Genomic DNA, 24,203 nt, shown 5'->3' with positions numbered 1-24,203 from the left:
GTCAGTCTGTCAGCAGCGGCAGCAGCTCGGGCAGATGTCCGTCGGACGCGGCGGCGGCGCGCACGCGCTCCTGGGGGACCTCGCCGTACAGAGTCGTACGCGGCCTGGCCGGCCGCCCTGCCGCCTCCGCGATGGCGATCAGGTCCTGTACGGAGCGGTACGAGCCGTAACTCGAGCCCGCCATCCGGGAGATGGTCTCCTCCATCAGAGTGCCGCCGAGATCGTTGGCCCCGGAGCGGAGCATCTCGGCCGCGCCCTCCGCCCCCAGCTTCACCCAGCTGGTCTGGATGTTGGTGATGTGGGGGTGGAGGAGGACGCGGGCCATGGCGGTGACGGCGCGGTTGTCCCGCGTGGTCGGCCCCGGCCGCGCGATCCCCGCCAGATACACAGGCGCGTTCGTATGAATGAAGGGCAGCGTCACGAACTCCGTGAAGCCTTGCCGCCCAGAATCCAGTGCAGCCTGCTGGATCCCGGCGAGCGTGCGGAGGTGGCCGAGCCAGTGCCGGGGCTGGTCCACATGCCCGTACATCATCGTCGAAGACGAACGGATACCCAGCTCGTGCGCGGTCTTGACGACCTCGATCCAGGTGGCGGTGGGCAGCTTGCCCTTGGTGAGGATCCAGCGGACCTCGTCGTCGAGGATCTCGGCGGCGGTCCCGGGGATGGAATCGAGTCCGGCCTCCTTTGCGGCAGCAAGCCACTCACGGATCGAAAGGCCGGTCCGCGACGCGCCGTTGACGACCTCCATCGGCGAGAAGGCGTGCACATGCATGTCCGGCACGCGCTCCTTCACGGCGCGGGCGATGTCGAAGTACGCCGTGCCCGGCAGGTCGGGATGGATGCCGCCCTGCATGCACACCTCGACCGCGCCGACGTCCCACGCCTGCGCGGCCCGGTCGGCGACCTGGTCGAGGGAGAGGGTGTAGGCGTCGGCGTCCGTACGCCGCTGGGCGAAGGCGCAGAAACGGCAGCCGGTGTAACAGACGTTGGTGAAGTTGATGTTGCGCGTGACGATGTAAGTGACATCGTCGCCGACCGTGTCGCGGCGCAGCTCGTCCGCGATCCGCGTCAGCGCGTCGAGAGCCGGGCCGTCCGCGTGCAGCAGGGCCAGGGCCTCGTCGTCCGTCAGCTTGGTCGGATCGTCGGCGGCCTGCTTGAGCGCGGCTTTCACATCGGTGTCGATACGGGAGGGCACCATGCCGGGCACGGCGGCCTCGCGCAACGCGTCCCAGTCGCCGTACACGTCGTCGAAGTCGTCGCGGCGGTCGGTGGTACGGCCTTCGGTGTCGATGGTCCGGTGAAGGTCCGTCCTGCCCGAGGCGGTGAAACCTTCGTCCGGCTCCTGCCAGGGGTGCCCCTCGACGACGGCGTCCTCGCGGGCCAGCCCGGTCTCCTCGTCGACGAGCGCGCGGACGTGCGGAAGCAGCCGCGGATCGAGCCAGGGCTCGCCACGCTGCACGAACTCCGGGTACACGCAAAGCCGTTCACTAAGCTCAAAGCCGGCCTTTGCCGACTCCGCGGCGAGCTCGTCGATGTGCGGCCAGGGCCGCTCCGGATTCACATGGTCGATGGTGACGGGCGAAACCCCGCCCCAGTCGTCGATGCCGGCGCCGATGAGCCGCGCGTACTCGCCCGCCACCAGGTTCGGCGGCGCCTGGAGGCAGGCGGACGGCCCCATGATGTGCCGCGCGACGGCGACGGTGGCGACGAGCTCGTCCAGCTCGGCGTCCGGCATACCGCGCATCGCCGTGTCAGGCTTGGCGCGGAAGTTCTGCATGATCAGTTCCTGGATGCCGTGGTACGCACGGGCGATGCGCCGCAGCGCGAACAGCGAGTCCGCCCGCTCCTCATACGTCTCGCCGATCCCGATCAGCAGCCCGCTGGTGAACGGCACGGAACTGCGCCCTGCGTCCTCCAGCACGCGCAGCCGCACGGCCGGCTCCTTGTCCGGAGACCCGTAGTGAGGCCCGCCGGGCTCGCTCCACAGCCGGGTCGCCGTGGTCTCCAGCATCATGCCCATGGACGGCGCGACCGGCTTGAGCCGCTGGAAGTCGGTCCACGTCATGACGCCCGGGTTGAGATGCGGGAGCAGCCCGGTCTCCTCCAGGATGCGGATCGCCATGGCCCGTACGTACGCGATGGTGTCGTCGTAGCCCTCGGCCTCCAGCCACTCACGCGCCTCGGGCCAGCGGTCCTCGGGCTTGTCGCCGAGGGTGATGAGCGCTTCCTTGCAGCCAAGTGCGGCGCCGCGCCGCGCGATGTCGAGGACCTCGTCCGGCGACATGAACGCCCCCAGACTCCGTCCGGGAGGTGCCCCCTCCGTAGCCCGGGCCCGGCGCAGCTTGCCGGGCACGGTGGCGAAGGTGCAGTAGTGGCACTTGTCCCGGCACAGCCGGGTCAGCGGAATGAACACGCTCTTCGAGTACGTGATGACCCCGGGCCGCCCCGCGGCCTCCAGCCCGGCATCCCGCACGCGCGCGGCGGACGCGGCGAGATCCTTGAGATCCTCCCCGCGCGCCTGCAACAGCACGGCCGCCTCGGCGGTGTCGAGAGCGACGCCGTCCCTGGCCCGCTTGAGGGCGCGGCGCATGGCGTTCTCGGTGGGCCGTCCAGGTCGTCCGGGCTGGTGATCCGTCATGGATCGAGCATACGAGCGGAGGCTCCAGGCACATCACGCCTGGGCGACAATTGCTGTCGCAGCGGTGATCTGCAGCGTGAGCTGGGCGAGGACGAGCGTTTTCCGCAAGCTCCTCGCCCAGTCGGCCGTGGAGGTCACGACCATCGCCGCGACTCCGGCTGCGGCACTGCCCCAGAACGAGTACCACGCCACGTTGACTTGGCCTGGACCTTTCCCTGGACGAACTCCAACCCCCGCGGCCTGCGCCGCTCCTTGGACGAGGGCAGTGTTGGCGGCGGAGTAGTCGACGCCGTCCACCCGTACCCCGTAGATGTCGGCGAGCAGGAGTGCGGTGGTGCCGCGGCCAGAGGCGACATCCGGGACGCGAGACTGCGACCCCCATGGCTGGGCGAGGGTCGCGGTAGCGCTTACTCTCTGCTGGCCGAGCGGGCGCCGTGAAGGCGTGTCCGGTACGCGCGTTTGGTCAGCGTGCTGTCGTTGAGTTGCTCGGTCGTGTCGTAGTTGCGCCAGCCGGTGAGGCGTCCATCCGAGTTGTACCTGGCTGACAGTCCGGGAGGATCCATGTGATCTCCGTGTTCCCGGACCAACTTCTGGGGCAGCATGACCACTGCTGTGATGCCGCGAGGGGATGAACTGCGGAGCTGGACACGTATGCCGTGGCGGCCGGAGAGCTGGCCCACGACGAACACACCCATGCGCCGCGCCACCGAGACGTCGACGACTGGCGGGCTCAGGAGCCTCTCGTTGGCCTCCTCAAGGTCCTTTGTGGTCATGCCGATGCCGCTGTCCTGGATTTCGACCTTCGCGCCGCCGCCGGACAGCAGCTGGCTTGTGACGAGCACCTCGGTGTCCGGCGAGGAGAACGTGGTCGCGTTCTCCAGCAGCTCCGCGATGAGGTGAACGATGTCGTTCACTGCCCGGCCGTCGACGTCCGCGGTTACCAGTCCGCGTAGCTGCACACGCTGGTACTGCTCGATCTCACTGGTGGCGGCCCGGAGGACGTCCACGAGCCGGACCGGGGCGCTCCAGCGGCGGCCCGCCTTCTCGCCCGCGAGGACGAGTAGGTTCTCCCCATTGCGGCGCATGCGGGTGGCCAGGTGGTCGAGCTTGAAAAGGCTGGCGAGCAGGTCGGGGTCCTGCTCGCCGTTCTCCAGATGGTCGATCAGCTCCAGCTGCCCTTCCACAAGGCTTTGGCTGCGCTGCGAAAGGTTGACGAACATCGCGTTGATGCGGCCTCGCAGCTGAGCTTGCTCGAACGCCAGCCGTACGGAGTCGCGATGGACGTCGTCGAACGCGTGGGCGACACCGCCGATCTCGTCGGTCGAGTTGATGCCCGTGGGCTCGAACTTGATGGCCTCCAGTTGCGTATCGCTGGAGCCCCGCAGCAGCCGGACCACTTCAGGCAGGCGGCGTTCCGTGATGTCGAGAGCGGAGGCGCGCAGGGTGTGCAGCGGGCCGACAATCGACTGTATGAAGACGTGCGTCACACCGAACGTGAGCAGGAGGATTAGCAGCACGACGAGCGAGGTGATGAACACTGAGCGCTCGGCCTGGTGCTGCTCGCGCGAGCTCTCGTCTTCGACCGATCCGACGAGCCGCTTCTCGACCAGACGCATCAGCTCGAGCTTGCTCGTCATGGTGTCGAACCACTCGTCGGCGTCGAGGCGGAGGCGGCTGGTGCCATGCCGGGCGAGCACCTGCTTCTGGAGCACCTCAGCCTTGTTGACGTCCCTTTCGGTGACGGTGCGCTCGTAGAACTGACGCTGGGCCGACGGCGCAGCGGACCGGAACTCGCCGATCAACGCCTGTTGCTGCCGGTCGGCGAGGGTCATGCCCTGGGCCTCGCTCGAATCGAAGTGTCCCTGGGTCAGCACCCCGCCGAGCAGCGCGCGTTGCCGGGAGGCTGCCTCCGTGGCCTGTGTGAAGTTCTCGAGCGCGCCGGCCCTCACGGCAAGGGTCTGGTGGGCGATGTCCGGCGTGAGAAGGTCAAGGGCGTCGGTGAGCTCGGTGATCAACGCCGTGTATGCGTTGACCACGGACAGCAAGCGCATTTTCGAGTGGACTACCGTGTGGCGCAGTGACGCCACCTTCCCGCCAAAGGCGTTGAGCACCGCGAGCCGGGTGGCCAGGACGGGATTCGTCCCGCGGTGGACATGGGCGACCTCGGCACGGACCCGGGCGAGCGCCGCGTCTACCTGGGAGCCCTGAGTGTCCAGCTGGCTCGTGTCGCCCGTACGCCCGGCCGCAACGTAGAGCGCGGTGAGATCGCGTTCGTCCTCAAGCTCCTCCAACAGCCCCGTGCCCTTGTCGACGGTACGAACGAGCTGGCGGACGTTGTTGACGTCCTGTGCGTTCTGCACGGCCGAGCCGATCCGCAGACCGCCGAGTACGAGCGTGGTGATGATCGGGATGAGCACCACAGCCACCAGCTGGGTACGCACACTCCAGTTACTCGGGGCGAACTCCGCCTGGTTGCTGCCCCTGTACGGGCGACGGCCTCCACCTGCACGCGCGGGGCCCGGATCGGTATTGCCCGGCTCGGTACTGCCGTTGTCGGAACCGTTGCCTCTCGCCTGGGGCGTCTGCACCGGTTCCGTGCCGTGGCGATGCACCGCGGGTTGTGTTTGCACTGCCCTCGCACCTTCTTCCCGCCATTGAACGTGCGCGATTCAGGGGCGCGTGCGCGCATCGCGGACGCGCCCCTCATCGCGCGAGTGCGCTTGTCGTGACGTCGCTGAATGAGGCCATTGCCTCGTGAGTCCACTTGGAGGTGCATGGGGCAGCGAACTACGCGTCGGTCTCGGAGCTGTTCAAGATCGCAACCACTTCGTTGGCGGTGTCGGGAGCCACCCCCGTGCTGGCCCACCTGCCGGACACCACGTTCATGGCGCCGCCCCTGTGCCTGGCCGCTCGCTCCTCCGCCCGCTTGCCGCGGTGACGGTCGCGAGGGCAGACAGAATGAGCACGGTCGACGCCGCGCCGGGGTCCTCGTGGCCGATGGTGCGGGCGCCGAGATAGCTCGCGCGGCCCTTCCGTGCCTGCATGCCGACGGTCTGCTTCAGGCCCCGCACTGCGGCGTCGGACGCCGCGCGGGTGGCGTTGGTCAGGTCACCGCCGGTGTCGATGACGGCCTGGTAGGCGGTCACGGCCGGGCTGAGGGCGTCGATCATCGTTTTGTCGCCCTCGAGTGCCGCGCCGATCCGCTGGATGCCGGTGAGGGCAGCCGTCAACGCTGCCCCAAGTTGTGCCGCAGACACGTCTGGTTCCTCGCCCAGGGTCCGCGCGGCCTGCCGGAACCCGGTGCCGTACAGCGGTCCCGAGGCGCCGCCGGTCTTGCTGATCAGTGCCCGGCCGACGGTGGCGAGCACCGCACCGGGGGTGGACGGGTTGGTTTCGTCCAGCATTGCCACCGCCGCTTGCAGGCCACGGCGCATGTTGATGCCGTGGTCGGCGTCGCCAACAGCGGAGTCGAGGCGGGTCAGATGATCGGTGTTGTCGACCACCAGTCGGGCCGCCTCATGGATCCAGGCCCGGAACATGCTCGCGTCCATCGTCGTCCTTCTCCCTCGTGGTGTCCGTCGTGGTGTCCGAGGCCGTTCAGCGTCCCCAGCGCAGCGCGGGGGTCTCGACGGGGGCATCCCACAGATAGGTGAGCTGCGGCGTAAGGCGGCACACCGTGATCGTGCAACCGGCCATGTCCAGGCTGGTGATGTAGTTGCCGACCAGGTTGCGGGTGATCCACACGCCATGGTCGGCGAGCCACTCGGCAACCGCGGCATACACCACGTACAGCTCAAGAAGCGGGGTGCCACCCAGGCCGTTGACCATCACGAGCACTTCGCCTGAGAGCGGCATGTCGGCGTGGATGGCTTCCAACGCGACACCGACGATCTCCTTGGCGGAGACGAGGCTGCCGCGGGCGCGACCGGGCTCGCCGTGGATGCCGACGCCCAGCTCGATCTCGTCCTCGCCCAGCTCGAAACCGGGTTTGCCCGCCGCGGGCACCGTGCACGGCGTGAGCGCCACCCCGAACGAACGGGACCGGTCGTTGATCTCCCGGCCCCAAGCCGCAGCCGAGGCCAGGTCGGCGCCAAGCTCGGCAGCCGCACCGACGATCTTCTCCACGAAGACGGTCGCCCCGGTACCCCGTCGGCCGGCCGTCCACGTACTGTTCTCCACGGCGACGTCGTCATTGACCACGACGCCCTCCACCCGCACGCCGTCGTCGGCGGCCAAGTCGGCGGCCATCTGGAAGTTCAGCACGTCGCCGGTGTAGTTCTTCACGATGTGCAGCACCCCCGCCCCGCCGTCAACGGCCCGCGTGGCCGCGAGGATCTGGTCCGGCACGGGAGATGTGAACACCTCACCAGGACAGGCCGCATCCAGCATCCCGTACCCGACGAACCCGCCGTGCAGCGGCTCGTGCCCGGACCCGCCACCTGACACCAGGCCGACCTTCCCAGCGGTCGGCCCGCCCGCGCGGATGATGTAGCGGTCGGACGTGTTGACCGTCAGTGAGGGGTGCGCGGCGGCCACGCCGACGAGAGCATCGGCAAGCACCTCATCGGGCGAGTTGATGAGCTTCTTCACGGTTCAGGCCCCTTCTTGACTGGATAAGAGCATCAGTAGAAATCCCTTAAATGGGGTGGATCAGTGGGATTTGTCAGGGCGTCACCTTGCGCGTCACGCAAATCCTTTGGTGGGCCGGTCCGGTCGGACCTGCCCACGCTCGACTGATCGCGCCATGTGCGCGGCTCGGGTCAGGGCAGCGACGGCAGGCAGCACTGCTCGACGAGTCGCCAGACCTCTTCGGGGGTTTCGCGGGTGAGCGCGATGGCCGCCAGGGAGGCGCAGGTGTCATGGCGCAGGCGGCGGATGCGGGCGCGGACCTCGTCGAGGGCGGCGGGGGCGACGGAGAGGCTGTCGCAGCCGAGACCGATGAGGAGGGGAGTGACGAGGGGGTCGGCTGCGGCGTCGCCGCAGACGGAGACCTGACGATTGTGGCGGTGGGCGGCGGTGACGACCTGGGCGATGGCGTGGAGTACGGCGGGGTGTGCCGCCATAGCGGGGGTGGCGGTGGGGTCGCGCCGGTCCAGGCCCAGGATCTGGCAGGTGAGGTCATTGCTGCCGATGGACAGGAACGCCGCCTCGCGGGCGAGGTCGTCGGCCGCGGCGACGGCTTCGGGAAGCTCCACCATGATGCCCAGCGGCGGGGTCGGGACGCCGGCTTCGGCGGCTGCGGCCTGGAGAAGGCGTCGGCAGGCACGGAGTTCGTCGATGCTCGCGACCATCGGGATCATGATGCGCAGATCGGTCTCTGCTCCCGCGCCGAGCAGGCTGCGGAACTGATCGGCGAAAGCGTCCGGTTGGGCCAGCATGAGCGGCAGACCGCGGCCGATCCGCACGCCCTGGAGGCTGGACAGGAACGGCGGCAGTTTGTCGTCGGCGAAGTCCAGGGTGCGGGCGGTGACGGTCTGTCCGGCGAGTGCGCGCAGGACGGGGACGAGGGTGGCCGCGTGCTGGTTGCGGGTGGGCCAGGCGGGGTGGTTGAGGAAGGGCAGCTCGGTGCGGAGCAGGCCGACACCCTCGGCGTTGGCCGCGAGGGCTGCGCGGGCGTCGGACGGGGTCGCCACGTTGGCCCGGAGCACCATGGGGTGGTGGTCGAGTGTGTGGGCGGGCAGGTGGCGCCCTTCGGCGAGCGCGAGCCTGCGGGTGCGGGCTGCGTCCATGGCGTGGAGCGCGGTTGCGCGTTCGTTGTCGTCGGGGTGGGCGACCGCGGTGGCCCGTTCGGCGTCGAGCAGGATCTCCTGCCCGTCCGGCAGGTCGAGCAGCTGGGGGTCGACGGCCAGGAGGAGGGGGATGCCCTGTGAGCGGGCGACGATCGCGGCGTGGGAGTTCGGGCCGCCGGTGACGGAGATGGCGGCGGTGACCGTCTGGCCGGGTTCCAGCAGGTCCGCCGCGCCGATCTCGTGCGCGACCAGGACGAGGGGCTGGTCGGGCGCGGGGCCGGTGTCTCCGTGCAGGTGAGCCAGGACGCGGCGGCCGACCTGCCGTACGTCTGCCGCGCGTTCGGCGAGGGTGGGGTCGTCCAGGGCGGCGATGACTGCGGCGTAGGTGTCGATGGCCTGCCGGACAGCGACGGGTACCGGCTGCCCTTGGTGCGCTCGCTTGATCGCCTGGTCGCGCAGATCATGGTCCTGCGCGATGTAGCTGTTGACCTCCATGATGTCGGCCTGTTCGTCCTTGCCCTGTTCGCGCAGGGAGGTGGACAGGGCAAGCAGACGGGTGGCGATGGCGTCGAAGGCGTCGGTGATCTGCTGTGCGGGGTCGCCACTGGTGCGGTGGGGGAGCGCGGTGCTGGTGGGCGGGCGGTCGGTGCGGTGGAGGAACCCCAGGGCTATGCCGGGTGCGGCGGTATGCCCGGCGTAGGTGCGGCGGATCATCGGGAAGCCACCACCTCGGCGAGTGCGCGGAAGATCAGGGCGGTGGAGGTGGCTCCCGGGTCCTGGTGGCCGATGCTGCGGGCGCCGAGGTAGGAGGCACGGCCCTTGCGTGCCTGCATGGGGGTGGTCGCGCGCATGCCCTCCTCGGCAGCGTCGGCGGCGGCCAGGGCCGCGGCGGCGAAGTCGGCTCCGGCGCCGGAGTACTGCTGGAAGGCGGCCAGCGCGGGAGCGTAGGCGTCGATCATGGTCTTGTCGCCGGGTGCGGCCGCGCCGAGCTTCTGGACACTCTCCAGGCCGGCGGCGAGTGCGGTGGCGAACTGCTGCGTGTCGGCGGTAGGTGCGTCAAGGGCCTTGCCCATGGCGCGGAACGCGCCGCCGTAGAGCGGGCCGGAGGCGCCCCCGACGCTGGAGATCAGGGTGGTGCCCGTCTTGACCAGCACGGCCCCGACGGTGTCCGGCTTGTAGTCGGCCAGGGCCGTGGTGACGGCGGAGAAGCCGCGTTTCATGTTGACGCCGTGGTCGGCGTCGCCGATGGCCGAGTCGAGCTGAGTGAGGTGGTCCTTGTGCTTGTCCACGGCGGCGGCAATGGCCTGCACCCACGTGCGGGCGAGGTCGGTGTCCACGGAATCTCCGTTCATGGTCGGTGCGTGGCAGGTTCACGGTTGGGTGAGCCGGGGGCGGGGGCGGATGCGGGGGTGCGGTCCGGGCGAGCTGGCGCGGGAAGGATCCCGCCCGGCCCTCGCGTATCGCGCGGCCCCGCCCCCGGCTCGGTTCAGGCGCCCCAGCGCAGGGCTGGGGTGTTCACAGGTGCGTCCCACAGGGACAGCATGTCGGCGTCGGCCTTGCACACTGTGATGGAAACACCGGCCATGTCCAGGCTGGTGACGTAGTTGCCGACGAGGTTGCGGGCCATGACGATGCCCTTGTCCGCCAGGGCGGCCGCGACGTCGTTGAAGACCACATACAGCTCGATAAGCGGTGTGCCGCCCAGGCCGTTGACCATGACGATGGTCTCGTCCCCTGCGATGAGCGGCTGGTCGGCGAGGATCGCGTCCAGGGCAGTTGCCACGATCTCCTTGGCCGGCCGGAGCTTTTCCCTGGTGCGTCCGGGTTCGCCGTGGATGCCGACGCCGACCTCCACCTCGTCCTCGGGCAGGTCGAAGCCCGGCTTGCCCGAAGCGGGGGTGGTACAGGCGGTCAGCGCCACAGCGAAAGACCGGGAGGCGGCGTTGACCCGCTTACCCATCTCCGCCACTGCGGCGAGATCGGCGCCCTTCTCGGCGAGAGCGCCGGCGATCTTCTCGACGAAGACCGTGGCGCCGGTGCCCCGGCGCCCCGCGGTCCAGGTGGAGTCCTTGACCGCCACGTCGTCGTCGACCAGCACGGTCTCCACCGTGATGCCTTCCTCGGCGGCCAGTTCGGCGGCCATCTGGAAGTTGAGGACGTCACCGGTGTAGTTCTTCACGATGAACAGCACGCCCGCGCCGCCGTTGACGGCCTGCGCGGCGGTCAGCATCTGGCCGGGTACGGGCGAGGTGAACACCTCCCCGGGACAGGCCGCGTCCAGCATGCCCAGTCCCACGAAACCGCCGTGCAGGGGCTCGTGCCCGGAACCACCGCCGGAGATCAGGGCCACCTTGCCCGTCCTGGTGCCGTCCGCGCGGGCGATCACCTTGTTCTCCGCGTCGACTTTCAGTTCGGGGTGGGCGGCGGCGATGCCGGCCAAGGCCTCATCCAGCACCGCCTCGGGGGCGTTGATGAGCTTCTTCATGACAGGGCTCCTTCGGCAGAGGCGGGCTGGGCGGCCCGGTTCTCGGCTGCTGTTGCGGCGGCGGCCTTGCGGTGGGCGTTGAGAGCGGTGTAGAGGACGCCGGCGGCGACGGCGCCGATCACCTCGGCGGCCAGGTAGACGGGCAACTGGTCCCAGTGGACCGTGCCGTTGAAGAGCTCGCCGGTGATCATCGGGCCGAGCGTCCTGGCCGGGTTGATGGACGCCGCGGTGGCGGGGGCCACAGGAATGATGATCGCGAACACGCCGAGGCCGATGGCCAGGCCCGCAAAGCCGCCGGCCGCGCGCCGGTCGATGGCCCCGAAGACGATGAACGCGAGGATGAACGTGCCGATGGCTTCGGCGAAGAAGGCCTGGCCGGCGCCGACACCGGTGCCGTAGGCGGCGATACCGAGGCCGACGTCGACCGCCTTCTTCCCCAGCACGCCGACGATCGCAAGCGCTCCCAGCACCGCACCGGCCACCTGGGCCGCGATGTAGCCGGGGACATCCCGCCAGGGCATCTTCTTCGTGGCGGCGAGCGCCAGGGTGATGGCCGGGTTGATCTGGCAGCCGGAGATATGGCCGATCGCGTAGACCATGGCGATGACGGCGGTGGCGAAGGCCAGCGAGATCATTCCCAGCTGCGCCATGGTGAACGGGGCGTCGCCGCCGACGATGAGCGTGGCGGGGACCGAACCGACACCGATGAACACCAGCACCGCGGTGCCCAGCATCTCGGCCACAAGCTTCTGTGAGTAAGAGTTTTCTTCCATGATGGCGCCCAGCGCCGAGCGGCAGCTTGGGCGTCTCACCTCCTCCGCGTGGAGCGGGCTATGAAGGGAGGTGGCCGCCAGGTGGTCAGGGGTCGGGCACCTGGCGGCCGGCTCAGGGGAACCGGACAACCAGCGGAATCCGGCAAGACGTTCACTATGGATGAACGTTGTTCCGGAAGTTAAGCCCGCGTTTCAGACCTGTCAAGAGGTTCGGCCACTATCGGGCACTACGGGCACGGGAAAGGCCCCACGGCGATGCGCCGAGGGGCCTGGGCAGAGCGGCAGGTGGCGGGGTCGGAGGCGCCGCCGCCGAGTTGCAGGTGGATGCGGAGTGTGCAGGTCAGGTGCCCGCAAGGCTGGTGATCGCGGGGCGGGCGGGTCAGGGGCCGGGCATGCGGGCGGTCCCCCGAGGGGCACCCAGGTCACGGGAGAGGTTGCGGGCGGTCTCCCGGACCGCGACCGCGAGCTCCTGACGTGCCGATTCGGCCAGCAGCCGCTCGACGGGGCCGACAATGCCGATGGCGCCCACCACCTCGCCGGAGCGGTCGAAGACGGGCGATGCGATACCGGCGTCACCGATGGCGGACTCCTGGTCCTCGATCGCGTACCCCGTCCTGGGGATCTCCTTCAGCTGGCCGGCCAGCTCCTCCGGGTCGGTGATGCTGGCGCCGGTGAGCACTGCCCGGTCGCCCGCGAGCAGCCGCTCCCGCTCGGCCGCCGGAGCGAAGGCGACGATGGCCTTGCCCAGGGCGCAGGTGCTCCACGGGATGCTGGCTCCCACCTCGAGGATCTGCACGGCACCCTCCGGCCGGAAGGCGTGGTGCACCACAAGGACATGGTCGCCGGTGAGCACGGCCACCCACACCGCCTCGTTCGCCCGGGTGGCGAGCTGGTCCGCCCAGGTCAGCGAGCGGGTCCGCAGCTCCTGGGTGTCCAAGTAGGCGTTGCCCAGCTGCACCAGGTGCGGGCCGAGCTGGTACTTGGAGCTGTCCCGGTCCTGCACCACCAGCCCCTCGCGCTCCAGCGTGCGCAGCAGCGCATGGACGGTGGGTTTGGCCACGCCCAAGCGGTCGGCCAGCTCGGTCACACCCAGTCGGGGCCCAGTGGATGCGAGCTCCCGCAAGATCTGCACCGCCCGATGCACCGCTTGCACCATCGAAGAATTCTCCTTGTTCAGTATTGATGAACAGCGTTCTGGGATATAGCGTGGTTGTTCATGAGCAACCCTGTCGGCATCGTACTCGTGTCCCACAGCGCCGAGCTCGCCGCAGGCCTTCGCCTGCTGGTGGAGCAGATCGGCTCCGACACAGTCCCCCTCGCCACTGCCGGAGGAACGGACGACGGCCGGATCGGCACCAGCTACGACCTCGTCCTCACCGCCATCCAGCACGCCGACCGCGGGGCCGGCGTCGTCGTCCTTCCCGACCTCGGCAGCTCCGTCCTGACCGCCCGCACCGTCATGGAAGACCATCCCCGCACCGACGTCACGATCGTCGACGCGCCCTTCGTCGAAGGAGCCGTCGCAGCCGTCGTCACCGCCGCATCCGGCGCTGACCTGCAGACCGTCGTCACCGCCGCCAAGGAGGCCCGCAATGTCCTCAAGCTCTGAGACCACCACCACGACCACGGCGAGTCACGAAATCGCCGTTGTCCTACCCGCCAACCTGCACGCCCGCCCAGCAGGCCAACTCGCCCGCGCCGCAGCCGGATTCACCAGTGCCATACAGCTGGAGCACAGTGGCCGGACCGTCAACCCGACTGGCGTCCTCGCCGTGATGGCGCTGGGCGCCACCGCCGGCAGCACCGTGACCGTGCGCGCCGAAGGCCCCGACGCAGAACAGGCCGTCACGGCACTGACCGACATCCTCGCCACCGCCGAATAACCCGGCGCCAGGCCACCGCACCGAACGAGCCGCCGATTCCGCCATGAGGATCCGAGACGAGTGGAGGTGGCCGAGGATGACCACCCCGGCCATGCCCACGTCCGACATCGACGTGGACCTGCCCCCGCGGACCGAGCACATCTGCCCGCTGCCGCACATCCCTGACAGCGTCTCCGCCGTGCGCCGCCGCGCACGCACAGTCCTGGCCCACTGGGCCCTGCCCACGGAGACAGCCGACGCCGCCCTCCTGGTGATCTCCGAACTGATCACCAACGCGATCGCCCACGCACTGCCCCCAGCAGTGCTGCGGCTGTCGATGCCCGTGGCCGGCGGCCGTCGCGGCCTCCGCATCGAGGTCACAGACGCTGGCCCCCTGCCCCGGCCGCGCCCATCACCCGACAGCCCGCACTCTGCGGAATATGAGGAACACGGCCGCGGGACCGGCATCATCGCCGCCCTCTCCGCGCGGCACGGCGTATCCCATCACCTCCACAGAATCACCCGATGGGGGGACCTCCACGTGGCGTCCGGCCACACTGGATGTGCTGCGGCTGCAAGCCCTTGAGGACCTCCCGGCGCGGACAGGAACGGCCGGACCTCATGCTGTCTTGCGGCGCCGGGCCACCGGTGAAGCGCGCGAGTACGGTGGTTGAATCGGTGCCCCCGATACCCCGACGACTCAGGAGCCGAGACGCCCAACCCCTGACCTCAACCCCCAAACCCCCCACCCACAGCCGACGAGCACCCCAGAAGCCCGGGAGTGAGCGATGCCCTTCGCCCGCCTAGCAGCCGCGACGACCCCCACCGCCCACATCGGCCTCGGCCTTGCCGCTGTAGGCCGCCCCGGGTACATCAACCTCGGGAGGGACGCCGATCTGCCGGCCGAGCGCAGTGTCGAGACCCTGCGCCGCCGGACGCACGAACTGCTGGACGCCGCCTATGCCCAGGGCGTCCGCTACGTGGACGTGGCCCGCTCCTACGGCCGCTCCGAGGAGTTCCTCGCCGACTGGCTGGCCCGGCGACCCGACATCGACGACCTGGTCGTCGGCAGCAAGTGGGGATACCGGTACACGGCGGACTGGCGCACCGACGCCGACGTCCACGAGGTCAAGGACCACAGCGTCAGCACCTTCGAGGAGCAGCGCGCCGAGACGGCCGCGCTACTGGAGGACCGGCTCGACCTGTACCAGATCCACTCCGTCACGCCCGACAGCCCTGCCCTCTCCGACAAGGAACTCCACACCAGACTTGCCCAGTTCGCCGCCGAGAGCGGAGTGAGCGTGGGCTTCACCACCAGCGGCCCCTCCCAGGCCGAGACGATCCGGGCGGCCCTCGCCGTCACGGTCGACGACAAGCCGCTGTTCCGTACGGTGCAGAGCACCTACAACGTTCTCGAGACCTCGGCCGGGCCCGCGCTCGCCGACGCCCACGACTCGGGCGTCTGCGTCATCGTCAAGGAGGCCATGGCCAACGGACGCCTTGCCGCGCCGCACGCCCCGGCCGCGCTCCGGGAGATCGCCGAACAGACCGGCCTGGGCTGTGACGCGGTCGCGCTGGCCATGGTCCTGCGCAAACCCTGGGCATCGATGGTCCTCTCGGGCGCCGCGACGGCCGTGCACCTGTCCTCGAACCTGCACGCGGCGGTCGTCGACCTCGATGACGAACAACTGGGCCGCCTCGCCGACATGGCGGAGAAACAGTCCGACTACTGGCGTGAGCGAGCCGCACTCCCCTGGACCTGAGCGCCACACCCGCTGCGGCCCGCGGGAGGTCCGGGCGGCGCTCGGACCCTGCCGGCTGTCGGCAGCCCAGTCAGGGCGTCGAAGTCAGCGCGGGTCGGCCCGATCGCCGGATGGATCGTTGTCAGAAGCACGTGCCCGAGGTGGCAGCCACGCTGCCGCTGAGACCCAAAACCGCCGACTACCCCCGCCAGAACAGCTCCCCAAGCTCTCGCTCATGCCGCCATCCCGGCGGCGGTTCGGACCGTGGTGGGTCGGCTGCGAGACGGCCTCTGGTTCCGCCGTGATCGCGAAAGCGGCTCCCGTCAACAGTGGTTCACCGATAATGACGATCAGCCGTGTGGCGGAGCGGATGCGTGGTTGAAGCTCCCCGGCCTCGGGTGTGCGACGGTGGCGTGCGGAGCGCTGCGCAGCTAACGTGACCGTGGGCGTAAGCATGACCAGACCACACTTCGGAACGTATTCCGAAGTCAATGCTTCCGAGGTACCGCCGTCCACGTCCGGCGCCCACAGCACTCTCACGGCGCCGTCAGTTCCGCCCAGACCGTCTTGCCGATAAGACGGTCTTTCGTGCCCCAGGACGTGGCGAGCGCCTCGACGAGCTGAAGTCCGCGGCCGTCCTCGGCCTCGGGCGCGGGCGGCCGCGGCTCCGGTTCGCGCTCCCCGCGCGGGTCCGAGACCTCGATGCGGAGGGTCGTCGGGGCAAGGGTGAGGCGCAGCTCGAAGTCGCGGCCAGGGACGCGGCCGTGGGTGACCGCGTTCGCCGTGAACTCGGCGACGATCACCGCGGTCGAGTCGGAGAGGTCGCTGCCGTACGGGATGCCCCACGCGTCGAGCTGGTGCAGGGCGAGGTGCCGAGCGAGGCGGGCGCCGCGGCGGGTGGCGCTGAAGCGCTGCGTGAACTCAGCGGTGGGGAGGGTGATTTCGGCCTTCATGTCACTGAGCGTGGCCGGTTCGCCGTACCCTGACCAGGAGTGAGATCGCGACGCTGGGTAACTGTACGGGTACGGGCGGCGGGCTGTACGGGACGTCGGCCGTGACCGAGAAAGCGGTACGGCATGACGGAAGAGCGGCCGGAGCGGCCGGCTGAAGTGGACGGGACGGCGCACCTCTTCAGCGCTCTCGGCAAGCAGATCAAGGTGCTGCGTGAGAACGCCTCGATGAGCCAGCGGGAGCTGGGCGTTGCTGCGCACTGCGGGGAGGACCTGATCTCCTCGATGGAGCGGGGCGTACGGACACCGCAGCCCGACTTCCTGGAGCGGGCCGATGAGTTGCTGGCGGCCGGGGGCGTACTGAAGGCGGCGATCGAGGACGTACGGGAGGCGCAGGCGAAGGCACGGACGCGGCATCCGGACTGGTTCCGGGATTACGCGAAGGCCGAGGCGGAGGCCGTCGCTCTGCACGACTACAGCAATCAGGCCGTTCCTGGACTGCTCCAGACCGAGGAGTACGCAAGGGCGATCTTCACCCAGCGGCGGCCGCTGTTGGACGAGTCAACCATCGAGAAGCGGGTAGTCGACCGACTCGCTCGCCAGCAGATCTTCGAGCGCTGGCCCGCGCCCATCTTCAGTTACGTGCTGGAAGAGGCCCTGCTGCGGCGACCGATCGGCGGACGGGCCGTCCATGAGAACCAGTTGCGGCAGCTACTGCGCTTCGGACGGCTGCGGACCGTGGAGCTCCAGGTGATGCCGCTAGATCGCGAGGAACACCCAAGCCTGGACGGCGCGTTCATCCTTCTGACGCCCAAGGGGCGGCAGCAGGTGGCGTACACGGAGATCTACGGACACCCCCGGCTGATCACCGACCCGGAAGAAGTCCGCACCTTCACCGAACGCTATGGGATCATCCGAGCGCAGGCTCTCACGCCCCGGGAGTCGCTGTCCCTGATCGAGAAGATGCTGGGAGAACGATGAACACCACGGAACTCGACTGGTTCAAGAGCAGCTACAGCAGCGGCGAAGGCGGCGCCTGCGTCGAGGTCGCCACCTCCCCCGCCGCCATCCACGTCCGGGACTCCAAGGTCACCCAGGGCCCCCAGCTCGCCGTCACCCCCGCCACCTGGTCCGCCTTCGTCTCCTACGCCCGGCGGCACCCGACCGGCTGAGGCCCGTGCGTGTCTTCGGCACCCCGTCGGGCCCGGTCGGCAGGCTCGGGTGCATGAAGACATCACGCCTGATCGCCGTCGCCACGCTGGCCGCCGCCGCGCTCCCCGCTGCCGTCCTGCTCGCCGCCAACAGCGCCGCCGCGTCCCGGGCGCCCACCGTGCAGGCGCCCGGGCCGGCCGGGGGTCACACGTACTGCGCGTACTCGTCCAGCACCCCCAGCACCTCCGCCTCCCCCGCCGGCGGCAGTTGCAGCACGACCTCCTCCACGCCCAGTTCCGCGTAGTGCGCCAGCTTCCCGGGGCTCGGCAGGACCGCGTACGGGACGACCTGCAACGCGCCCGGGTCACGCCCCGCCTTCTCCCACACCTCGCGCAGCACCGGGACCGACTCCGTCAGGCCACGCCCGCCGATCGGGAGCCAGCCGTCCGCGTACTCCGCGATGTGCGAGAAGAGCTTCGGACCGGCCGCCCCGCCGACCAGCGTGCGCGGCGCGCCGCCCGCGGGCTTCGGGTACGCGTACGACGCCCGCACCGCCCCGAACTCGCCGTTGTACGCGGTCGGTTCGGCCGCCCACAGCGCCCGCATCAGCGCCATCCGCTCCCGCCCCAGCTCGCGCCGCGTCGCCCACTCCACGCCGTGGTCCGCGGCTTCTTCCTTGTTCCAGCCGAATCCGACGCCGAGCGTGAACCGCCCGCCGGAGAGATGGTCGAGGGTCGCGATCTGCTTGGCCAGGTCGATCGGGTCGTGCTGGGCGACCAGCGTGATGCCGGTGCCCAGGCCAAGGCGCGACGTGGCCGCCGCGGCCTGGCCCAGGGCGACGAAGGGGTCGAGGGTGCGGCCGTACTCGGGCGGCAGCTCTCCGCCCGCGGGGTACGGGGTCGCGCGCTCCACCGGGATATGGGTGTGTTCCGGCAGGTAGAGCCCGCCGAAGCCACGTTCCTCCAGCTCCCGCGCCAGCCGTACGGGCGTGATCGTCTCGTCCGTGAGGAAGATCGTCGTCGAGATCCTCATGGGGCTCCTCCGTCGTCGTCGGCGCTGGTGGCGGGCCCAAGGTACGCCGTCCCGCGCCAGATGCCGAGTACACGCCGAGTGCAGGCCAAAAGCGCACGCCGAGTGCACGCCGAGTCCAGGCCAAGCACTGTCCGGCCATCGCCCCGCCCCCTGCCACCCCCCTTCCCTTGCACGGCAGTTCACGGCTCAATACGAGGGTTTGAGTACACCACTTCTGTCCCTCTCACCAGCCTGGGGAGCCGACGGCATGTGCAACGACGAACACACAGAACACGCCATGGACAGACGCGGCCTGCTGGTGACGGGAGCGGCCGCGGCGCTTACGTTGGGCACTGTGAGCTTCGCCAACGCGGCACCGAACAGCGACGGACAAGCCGGCCAGAGCGACGGGCAGACCGAGGTCGTACGCGGCACGCTGCCGCCCGGCTCCCCCGACTTCGTGTATCTCCCGGTCGAGGTCCCGCGAGGCGTACGCGAGATCCACGTCGCGTACACCTACGAGCGGCCCGTCGTCCCGGCCGGCACCCAGGGCAACGCCCTCGACATCGGCATCTTCGACGAGCGCGGCACTGAGCTCGGCGGGGACGGCTTCCGCGGCTGGTCGGGCGGGGCGCGCACCGAGTTCTTCATCCGCGCGGACGAGGCGACGCCGGGCTACATCCCGGGCCCGGTACGGGCCGGCACCTGGTACATCGCGCTGGGCCCGTACACGGTCTCGCCGCAGGGTCTCACGTACGAAGTCACCATCACGCTCCGGTACGGCGCGCCCGGCAAGACCCCCAAGCCGGTCTACCCGCCGGAGCGGGCCAAGGGCCGTGGCCGCGCCTGGTACCGCGGCGACTGCCACCTGCACTCCTGGTACTCGGACGGCAAGCGCACCCCGGCCGAGATCGCCGCGCTCGCGCGCGGCGCCGGGCTCGACTTCATCAACACCTCCGAGCACAACACCCATGCGGCGCACCGGGCGTGGCAGGGACAGTGGGGCGACGACCTGCTGATCCTCACCGGCGAGGAGGTGACGACGCGCAACGGCCACGTCGTCGCGCTCGGCACCGACCCCGGGACCTTCGTCGACTGGCGTTACCGGGCCCGCGACAACCGTTTCGGCCGCTACGCCCGCGAGATCAGGCGCTCCGGCGGCCTGGTCGTCCCGGCCCACCCGCACGCCACCTGCATCGGCTGCAACTGGAAGTTCGGCTTCGGCGAGGCGGACGCGGTGGAGGTGTGGAACGGCGCGTACACCCCCGACGACGAGGTCTCGCTACAGGCCTGGGACAACACGCTGGTCGCGTCCGTACGCTCCGGAAAGCCCTGGACCCCGGCGATGGGCAACAGCGACGCGCACCGCCACCCGGACCCGGTCGGCACGCCGCAGACCGTGGTCCTGGCCGACGAGCTGTCCCGCGAGGCGATCCTGGACGGCATCCGGGCGGGACGCTCGTACGTCGCCGAGTCCTCCGCGGTGTCGCTGTCCTTCTCGGCGGCGGGGGGACACGGGCAGCACGCGGGCATCGGCGAACGGCTGCGCGTCGACGCCGACGACCCGGTGACGGTACGCCTGGAGGTCGGCGGCGCGCCGAACTGCTCGGCCCGCATCGTGACCGACCAGGGCGTGCTGCACACGGTGGCGCTGCCGGCGTCGGGGACGGGCACGGTGGAGTGGGGCACGACGGCGTCGTACGCGGCGTATGTACGGGCGGAGGTGCGGCGCGCGCCGGTGGTGCCGGGACTGCCGGGTCCGCTGGCGGCGTTCACGAACCCGGTCTTCCTCGGAAGCTGAGGGAGTAAGGGAGTAGCTGAGGGAGTATCGGGAAACCCGGCGGAACGAAACACCTCAAAGGCGGCGCACCTCGAAGTGGAAGCAGCCGTACTCCACAGCCCTGACATGTACGAGGACCACCTCGGGACCGGCAAAGGCTTCCGCGAACGCCGCGTCGAACCCTTCGGTGGCCGCCTCCGGAATCTCCAGGAGGCGGCCGCCCGCGATGTGGCCCTCGGCGTCGTAGCGCCGCAGCGTCCGCAGGGCCCCGGGGTGGGCGAAGGGGTAACCGTCCTGCTCCCGAGGCCCCTCGCACTCCTCGGCATGGATGAAGACGGGCCCCTGCTCGTCGTACGCCCCGGGCTTGGCCCACGTCTCGGCGGCCCATCGCCGCAGCGGCGCGTACGAGACGAGCGCGATCCGCTCCCCGATCCCGCTCGGCCGCAGACAGCAGCGCAGGGGTGCGCCGCCCTCGGTGTCGGTGTACGGGACGCAGGGCCGGCCCGCGTCGTCGGTGTCGCGCAGCTGCTTGAGAGCGGCGGGCTGGATGGGGCGGGCGGTCCAGAGAGTCGATGTCATGCCTTCAGCGTGGCGCGCGAGGCGTCGCGCTTCCGGCGGGAAACGGACATGGCGGTCAGCCGGGGCTGCCGGACTGCGCGTCGACGGTTCGGGGCGATGTGCCGGCCATGCGCCGGTAGGCAGATGCAGCGAGGACTGCGCCAAGCGACTGCCCGTGCCACGGCCTTGATCCGTACAACCATGTGATCAACCCGCAGGTCTCCTCTGTGCAAGGGCCCGGCGGTCGGCCGCCCGGCCGGGGGGAAGAGCAAGAGGAGACATATGCGTACGCAGCGACACCCCGGGCACGTCCGGCGGCGGTTCGCCGTCGTCGCGGCTACGGCCATGGCGCTTCTGGCGACCGGCGGATTCGCGTACGGCGCGCCGACGGCGGACCCGCAGCTGCCCACGATCAAGCTCGAGACGCCGGACGTCGCCGCGGGGGGCTCGGTCACCCACACCATCAAGGTGCTCGTGTCGGAGAAGGGCCGGGTCGAGCTGCACATGGAGCCGGCCGAGGGCTTCCGCTGGTGGCACCTCCAGTCGGAGGCCTCCGACCTGCACAGAGGCCCGGTCACCGGCGCGAACGCCTCGTGCCGCGAGGAGCCGTACTCGAACGGGGAGCTCCTGGCGGTCTGCGACATCGCCCCGGGCGAGACCACCCTCACGTACTCCGTGGCCGCTGCCGCGGACATGGAGGCGTGGACGATCTCGGCGCGCGCCAGCTTCCAGGCGACGGGCGACCCTGTGAAGTACAGGGAGATGAGCGAGTTCTCGGTGCTCAGCGACGACCCGGTGGAGATGTCGTACCGCGTCTTCGGCCGGGACACGGCCGCCCGGCTCTGGTCGCACGAGACCTACCCGGTGGAGGTTCCGCCGCTCCAGCTGGGCTGGCGCCGGGACCACGGCTCGGGCTGGAACGCCTTCGACGCGCTGACCAAGCTGTCCCCGATCAGCATCGTCAACCGGGGCGGTGGCGTCGTCGCCCGGGAGCCTTCGGGTCTCCTTTGGTACTACCCGGTCTCGGGCGCGAAGTATGCCCCCGTGTTCAAGCCCCGCGTACGGGTGGGCACCGGCTGGAGCATCTACAACTCGGTGCGCGGCACCGGCGATGTCACCCGCGACGGTCACGCGGACCTCATCGGCCGTGACAGGGCCGGGGTGTTGTGGCTCTACAAGGGCACGGGTGTCGAGTCGAAGCCGTTCGCGGCGCGCACCAAGGTCGGCTCGGGCTGGAACGTCTACAACGCGATGACCGGCGGCGTCGACGTCACCAAGGACGGCATCGCGGACCTGTACGCCCGGGACACGTCCGGCGTGCTGTGGCTCTACAAGGGCACCGGCAACGCGGCGAAGCCCTACGCCGCCCGCATCAAGGTGGCCACCGGCTGGAACGCGTACACCGCGATCATCGCGCCGGGCGACGGCTCGGACATCGGCAAGGGCGCGCTGCTCGTGCGCGACAAGGCCGGCGCGATGTGGTGGTTCCGGGGCACGGGCGTCGCGACGAGCCCGCTGGCACCGAGGTCGTCCGCCGTGGCGGAAACGTACCCGTACAACGCCTGGATGTAGTCCACAACTCGCCTGTGCGGTAAGCAGCATCGAAGGGTCCGCACAGCGCACTGTGCGGACCCTTCCAGATCGGCTGCCTCAGGCACGTCAGCCGGCCGGGGCCGGGGCGCTGCTGCTGGATGCCTCCGCGCCTCTGGCAGGCTGGGCGCATGATGTCAGGGAACGCCGAGGAGTTCACAGCCCACCGCCCCAAGGTGTTCGGCCTGGCCTACCGGTTGCTCGGTTCCGCCGAGGAGGCGGAGGACGCTGTGCAGGACGCGTATCTGCGCTGGAGCAGCGCCGACCGTGCGGCGATCGAGCACCCATGGGCTTGGCTCGCCAAGGTCGTCACCAACCTCTGCCTCAACCGGCTCACCTCGGCTCGTGTGCGGCGCGAGCGGTACGTGGGGCCGTGGCTGCCGGAACCGGTGTTCACGCAGGACGGTGCGCTCGGCCCCATGGAGTCCGCCGAGCAGCGCGACGCCGTGTCGACGGCGCTCCTGGTGCTGCTGGAGCGGCTCACGCCGACGGAGCGTGCGGTCTACGTTCTGCGCGAGGCGTTCGGCTACCGCCATCGGGACATCGCCGGGGTGCTTGCGCTGAGCGAGGCCAACTGCCGCCAGCTGTACCGCAGGGCGGTCCAGCGGGTGGCGACGCCCGAGGCCCGCTTCACACCGGCGGCCGAGCGGCAGCACGAACTCGTCGAGTCCTTCGTCATGGCAGCACGCGAGGGCGATCTGGCAGGACTGGAGAGGCTGCTCGCCAAGGACGTGACCTGGTGGAGCGACGGCGGCGGCAAGGTCACCGCGGCCCGGCGGCCCATCGTCGGCCGGGAGAAGGTCATGCGCTTCCTGGTGGGCAGCGCGCAGCGGTTCGCCGGCGGCTGGGACATCACGGTCGCCGAGGTCAACGGGGCGCCGGCGCTGCTGACGCACGCGGCGGAGCAGCTCATCGCCGTCGCCTCCTTCGAACTGTGGGACGGCGTCATCGCCCAGGTGCGGGTCGTCGTGAACCCGGACAAACTCACGTTCGCGGGCCGGCAGTTCGCCGCAATGGCCCCCGGGGGCGTGACCCACGGGTGAGTGTGATCACGAGGAGGCTGTCACATCTTTGGGTGCTCGTCGGTTCTCAGCGGATGACGTGCGCTCCACGGGGAGCGCACGCCCACCGAAAGGGAGAACTGCGATGACCACGATCCTGGTGACCGGCGGCACCGGAACGCTCGGCCGGCTCGTCACCGAGCGGCTGCGCACTGGGGGTACCACCCAGGCCGGAGGCTCTGGGGGAGGGCACGAGGTGCGCGTGCTGAGCCGACACTCGCGGCCGTACGCCGTGGACCTGCGCGAGGGCACGGGGCTGGCCGAGGCCGTCGCGGGCGTGGACACCGTCGTGCACTGCGCGACCAACCCGCGCGGCGGCGACGAGCAGGCGGCACGCCACCTGATCGAGGCGGCCCGCCGGGCCGGGGTGCGGCATCTGGCGTACATCTCGATCGTCGGCGTCGACCAGGTGCCGCTCGGCTACTACCGGACCAAGCTCACCGTCGAGAGGCTGCTCGAGGAGTCGGGGCTCAGCTGGACCGTGCTGCGCACGACGCAGTTCCACGACCTGGTGCTGCAGCTCCTGGCAGGCTCGGCGAAGCTGCCGGTCATGCTGCTCCCGGCAGGGGTCGCCGACCAGCCGATCGAGGTGGCGGAGGTCGCTGCCCGGCTGGCCGAGCTCGCAACCGGGGCGCCCGCGGGGCGGGTGCCGGACATGGGCGGCCCCGAGGTCCGTACGTTTCCGGAGCTGGCCCGGGCCTATCTGCGCGCGAGCGGACGACGCCGTCCCCTGCTGAACGTGCGTCTGGCAGGCAAGGCCTACCGCGGGTTCCGGGCGGGCGAGCATCTGACGCCGGAGCGGGCCGTGGGCAAGGTCACGTTCGAGCAGTTCCTGGCGAGGCGTTTTCCTGCGCGAGGCTGACGCCTGGGTG

23 protein-coding genes are annotated in these 24,203 nt (G+C 70.2%); 10 read left to right on the top strand and 13 right to left on the bottom strand.

The genetic code is table 11. The features are described from left to right. Position 1: 1 nt before the first annotated feature. The 10 genes from QFZ67_RS22205 to QFZ67_RS22160 all read right to left on the bottom strand — a co-directional run bounded on the left by QFZ67_RS22205 (position 2) and on the right by QFZ67_RS22160 (position 12,781). A complete protein-coding gene (locus tag QFZ67_RS22205; RefSeq protein ID WP_307662831.1) occupies positions 2-2,638 on the bottom strand; it encodes a bifunctional FO biosynthesis protein CofGH in 2,637 nt (878 codons plus the stop codon). A 33-nt stretch (positions 2,639-2,671) separates the two neighbouring features. After that, positions 2,672-2,830: a hypothetical protein gene (locus QFZ67_RS22200; protein WP_307662830.1), complete on the bottom strand. Its 159-nt coding sequence runs from the start codon at positions 2,828-2,830 to the stop codon at positions 2,672-2,674. A 215-nt stretch (positions 2,831-3,045) separates the two neighbouring features. After that, on the bottom strand, positions 3,046-5,079 hold the full coding sequence (locus tag QFZ67_RS22195; RefSeq protein ID WP_307662829.1) for a nitrate- and nitrite sensing domain-containing protein: 2,034 nt from the start codon (positions 5,077-5,079) through the stop codon (positions 3,046-3,048). A gap of 441 nt (positions 5,080-5,520) precedes the next feature. Continuing rightward, positions 5,521-6,189: a dihydroxyacetone kinase subunit DhaL gene (gene dhaL / locus QFZ67_RS22190; protein ID WP_307662828.1), complete on the bottom strand. Its 669-nt coding sequence runs from the start codon at positions 6,187-6,189 to the stop codon at positions 5,521-5,523. A 46-nt stretch (positions 6,190-6,235) separates the two neighbouring features. Next, entirely contained in the window at positions 6,236-7,228 is a 993-nt protein-coding gene (dhaK, locus tag QFZ67_RS22185) for a dihydroxyacetone kinase subunit DhaK (protein ID WP_307662827.1), read from the bottom strand. A gap of 170 nt (positions 7,229-7,398) precedes the next feature. Further along, complete coding sequence (locus QFZ67_RS22180; protein ID WP_307662826.1) at positions 7,399-9,081, bottom strand: phosphoenolpyruvate--protein phosphotransferase; 1,683 nt, start codon at positions 9,079-9,081, stop codon at positions 7,399-7,401. Next, the gene (gene dhaL / locus QFZ67_RS22175) at positions 9,078-9,719 is read right to left on the bottom strand and encodes a dihydroxyacetone kinase subunit DhaL (RefSeq protein ID WP_307662825.1); all 642 of its coding nucleotides are present in this window, start codon (positions 9,717-9,719) and stop codon (positions 9,078-9,080) included. The genes QFZ67_RS22180 and dhaL (QFZ67_RS22175) overlap by 4 nt, the downstream gene beginning before the upstream one ends. Before the next feature lie 134 nt (positions 9,720-9,853). Further along, positions 9,854-10,852, bottom strand: a complete 999-nt coding sequence (dhaK, locus tag QFZ67_RS22170) for a dihydroxyacetone kinase subunit DhaK (protein WP_307662824.1) — start codon at positions 10,850-10,852, stop codon at positions 9,854-9,856. Next, positions 10,849-11,625, bottom strand: coding sequence for an MIP/aquaporin family protein (locus QFZ67_RS22165; protein WP_307662823.1), 777 nt, complete (start codon positions 11,623-11,625; stop codon positions 10,849-10,851). The genes dhaK (QFZ67_RS22170) and QFZ67_RS22165 overlap by 4 nt, the downstream gene beginning before the upstream one ends. Positions 11,626-12,004: 379 nt before the next feature. Then, positions 12,005-12,781, bottom strand: coding sequence for an IclR family transcriptional regulator (locus tag QFZ67_RS22160; RefSeq protein WP_307662822.1), 777 nt, complete (start codon positions 12,779-12,781; stop codon positions 12,005-12,007). Positions 12,782-12,841: 60 nt separating this feature from the next. On the opposite strand from QFZ67_RS22160, the gene dhaM reads away from it, so the two are divergent. The 4 genes from dhaM to QFZ67_RS22140 all read left to right on the top strand — a co-directional run bounded on the left by dhaM (position 12,842) and on the right by QFZ67_RS22140 (position 15,250). Continuing rightward, the gene (dhaM, locus tag QFZ67_RS22155; RefSeq protein WP_307662821.1) at positions 12,842-13,234 is read left to right on the top strand and encodes a dihydroxyacetone kinase phosphoryl donor subunit DhaM; all 393 of its coding nucleotides are present in this window, start codon (positions 12,842-12,844) and stop codon (positions 13,232-13,234) included. Beyond that, on the top strand, positions 13,218-13,508 hold the full coding sequence (locus QFZ67_RS22150) for an HPr family phosphocarrier protein (RefSeq protein ID WP_307662820.1): 291 nt from the start codon (positions 13,218-13,220) through the stop codon (positions 13,506-13,508). Before dhaM ends, QFZ67_RS22150 begins: the two co-directional genes overlap by 17 nt. A 76-nt stretch (positions 13,509-13,584) precedes the next feature. Beyond that, positions 13,585-14,073, top strand: coding sequence for an ATP-binding protein (locus QFZ67_RS22145; RefSeq protein WP_307662819.1), 489 nt, complete (start codon positions 13,585-13,587; stop codon positions 14,071-14,073). 202 nt (positions 14,074-14,275) lie between these two features. Continuing rightward, complete coding sequence (locus QFZ67_RS22140; RefSeq protein WP_307662818.1) at positions 14,276-15,250, top strand: aldo/keto reductase; 975 nt, start codon at positions 14,276-14,278, stop codon at positions 15,248-15,250. Positions 15,251-15,765: 515 nt separating this feature from the next. Here the strand turns inward: QFZ67_RS22140 and QFZ67_RS22135 are convergent. Continuing rightward, on the bottom strand, positions 15,766-16,182 hold the full coding sequence (locus QFZ67_RS22135) for an ATP-binding protein (protein ID WP_307662817.1): 417 nt from the start codon (positions 16,180-16,182) through the stop codon (positions 15,766-15,768). Between the two features lie 123 nt (positions 16,183-16,305). On the opposite strand from QFZ67_RS22135, the gene QFZ67_RS22130 reads away from it, so the two are divergent. Both QFZ67_RS22130 and QFZ67_RS22125 read left to right on the top strand, forming a co-directional pair. Continuing rightward, positions 16,306-17,160, top strand: coding sequence for a helix-turn-helix transcriptional regulator (locus QFZ67_RS22130; protein ID WP_307662816.1), 855 nt, complete (start codon positions 16,306-16,308; stop codon positions 17,158-17,160). Beyond that, positions 17,157-17,351 (top strand): DUF397 domain-containing protein, encoded by a 195-nt coding sequence (locus tag QFZ67_RS22125; protein WP_307662815.1) that lies wholly within the window; start codon positions 17,157-17,159, stop codon positions 17,349-17,351. Before QFZ67_RS22130 ends, QFZ67_RS22125 begins: the two co-directional genes overlap by 4 nt. A 184-nt stretch (positions 17,352-17,535) precedes the next feature. On the opposite strand, the gene QFZ67_RS22120 is transcribed toward QFZ67_RS22125, so the two are convergent. After that, on the bottom strand, positions 17,536-18,363 hold the full coding sequence (locus QFZ67_RS22120; protein ID WP_307662814.1) for an LLM class F420-dependent oxidoreductase: 828 nt from the start codon (positions 18,361-18,363) through the stop codon (positions 17,536-17,538). 247 nt (positions 18,364-18,610) lie between these two features. Between QFZ67_RS22120 and QFZ67_RS22115 the strand changes: the two genes are divergently transcribed. Next, entirely contained in the window at positions 18,611-20,143 is a 1,533-nt protein-coding gene (locus QFZ67_RS22115; RefSeq protein ID WP_307662813.1) for a CehA/McbA family metallohydrolase, read from the top strand. A gap of 54 nt (positions 20,144-20,197) precedes the next feature. Here the strand turns inward: QFZ67_RS22115 and QFZ67_RS22110 are convergent, their stop codons facing one another. Further along, positions 20,198-20,701 carry a DUF1203 domain-containing protein gene (locus QFZ67_RS22110; RefSeq protein ID WP_307662812.1) on the bottom strand — a complete coding sequence of 168 codons (504 nt, stop codon included), beginning with the start codon at positions 20,699-20,701 and terminating at the stop codon, positions 20,198-20,200. Between the two features lie 261 nt (positions 20,702-20,962). Between QFZ67_RS22110 and QFZ67_RS22105 the strand changes: the two genes are divergently transcribed. The 3 genes from QFZ67_RS22105 to QFZ67_RS22095 all read left to right on the top strand — a co-directional run bounded on the left by QFZ67_RS22105 (position 20,963) and on the right by QFZ67_RS22095 (position 24,193). Continuing rightward, entirely contained in the window at positions 20,963-22,252 is a 1,290-nt protein-coding gene (locus tag QFZ67_RS22105; RefSeq protein WP_307662811.1) for a hypothetical protein, read from the top strand. Between the two features lie 149 nt (positions 22,253-22,401). After that, positions 22,402-23,313 carry an RNA polymerase sigma-70 factor gene (locus QFZ67_RS22100; RefSeq protein ID WP_307662810.1) on the top strand — a complete coding sequence of 304 codons (912 nt, stop codon included), beginning with the start codon at positions 22,402-22,404 and terminating at the stop codon, positions 23,311-23,313. Between the two features lie 103 nt (positions 23,314-23,416). Continuing rightward, a complete protein-coding gene (locus QFZ67_RS22095; protein WP_307662809.1) occupies positions 23,417-24,193 on the top strand; it encodes an SDR family oxidoreductase in 777 nt (258 codons plus the stop codon). The last annotated feature ends 10 nt before the right edge of the window (positions 24,194-24,203 follow it).

Origin of the sequence: Streptomyces sp. V1I1 (genome assembly GCF_030817355.1) — a bacterium.
GTDB lineage: Bacteria > Actinomycetota > Actinomycetes > Streptomycetales > Streptomycetaceae > Streptomyces.
The sequence above is the reverse complement of the archived record's forward strand: the minus strand, read 5'-3'. Positions and strand labels throughout refer to the sequence as shown.

What these genes read in the sequence shown, in the direction of transcription:
- QFZ67_RS22205 (WP_307662831.1), bottom strand. Translation starts at nt 2,638, where the DNA reads ATGACGGATCACCAGCCCGGACGACCTGGACGGCCCACCGAGAACGCC.
- dhaL (WP_307662828.1), bottom strand. Translation starts at nt 6,189, where the DNA reads ATGGACGCGAGCATGTTCCGGGCCTGGATCCATGAGGCGGCCCGACTG.
- QFZ67_RS22180 (WP_307662826.1), bottom strand. Translation starts at nt 9,081, where the DNA reads ATGATCCGCCGCACCTACGCCGGGCATACCGCCGCACCCGGCATAGCC.
- dhaL (WP_307662825.1), bottom strand. Translation starts at nt 9,719, where the DNA reads ATGAACGGAGATTCCGTGGACACCGACCTCGCCCGCACGTGGGTGCAG.
- dhaK (WP_307662824.1), bottom strand. Translation starts at nt 10,852, where the DNA reads ATGAAGAAGCTCATCAACGCCCCCGAGGCGGTGCTGGATGAGGCCTTG.
- QFZ67_RS22165 (WP_307662823.1), bottom strand. Translation starts at nt 11,625, where the DNA reads ATGGAAGAAAACTCTTACTCACAGAAGCTTGTGGCCGAGATGCTGGGC.
- QFZ67_RS22160 (WP_307662822.1), bottom strand. Translation starts at nt 12,781, where the DNA reads ATGGTGCAAGCGGTGCATCGGGCGGTGCAGATCTTGCGGGAGCTCGCA.
- dhaM (WP_307662821.1), top strand. Translation starts at nt 12,842, where the DNA reads ATGAGCAACCCTGTCGGCATCGTACTCGTGTCCCACAGCGCCGAGCTC.
- QFZ67_RS22150 (WP_307662820.1), top strand. Translation starts at nt 13,218, where the DNA reads ATGTCCTCAAGCTCTGAGACCACCACCACGACCACGGCGAGTCACGAA.
- QFZ67_RS22145 (WP_307662819.1), top strand. Translation starts at nt 13,585, where the DNA reads ATGACCACCCCGGCCATGCCCACGTCCGACATCGACGTGGACCTGCCC.
- QFZ67_RS22140 (WP_307662818.1), top strand. Translation starts at nt 14,276, where the DNA reads ATGCCCTTCGCCCGCCTAGCAGCCGCGACGACCCCCACCGCCCACATC.
- QFZ67_RS22135 (WP_307662817.1), bottom strand. Translation starts at nt 16,182, where the DNA reads ATGAAGGCCGAAATCACCCTCCCCACCGCTGAGTTCACGCAGCGCTTC.
- QFZ67_RS22130 (WP_307662816.1), top strand. Translation starts at nt 16,306, where the DNA reads ATGACGGAAGAGCGGCCGGAGCGGCCGGCTGAAGTGGACGGGACGGCG.
- QFZ67_RS22125 (WP_307662815.1), top strand. Translation starts at nt 17,157, where the DNA reads ATGAACACCACGGAACTCGACTGGTTCAAGAGCAGCTACAGCAGCGGC.
- QFZ67_RS22120 (WP_307662814.1), bottom strand. Translation starts at nt 18,363, where the DNA reads ATGAGGATCTCGACGACGATCTTCCTCACGGACGAGACGATCACGCCC.
- QFZ67_RS22115 (WP_307662813.1), top strand. Translation starts at nt 18,611, where the DNA reads ATGTGCAACGACGAACACACAGAACACGCCATGGACAGACGCGGCCTG.
- QFZ67_RS22110 (WP_307662812.1), bottom strand. Translation starts at nt 20,701, where the DNA reads ATGACATCGACTCTCTGGACCGCCCGCCCCATCCAGCCCGCCGCTCTC.
- QFZ67_RS22105 (WP_307662811.1), top strand. Translation starts at nt 20,963, where the DNA reads ATGCGTACGCAGCGACACCCCGGGCACGTCCGGCGGCGGTTCGCCGTC.
- QFZ67_RS22100 (WP_307662810.1), top strand. Translation starts at nt 22,402, where the DNA reads ATGATGTCAGGGAACGCCGAGGAGTTCACAGCCCACCGCCCCAAGGTG.
- QFZ67_RS22095 (WP_307662809.1), top strand. Translation starts at nt 23,417, where the DNA reads ATGACCACGATCCTGGTGACCGGCGGCACCGGAACGCTCGGCCGGCTC.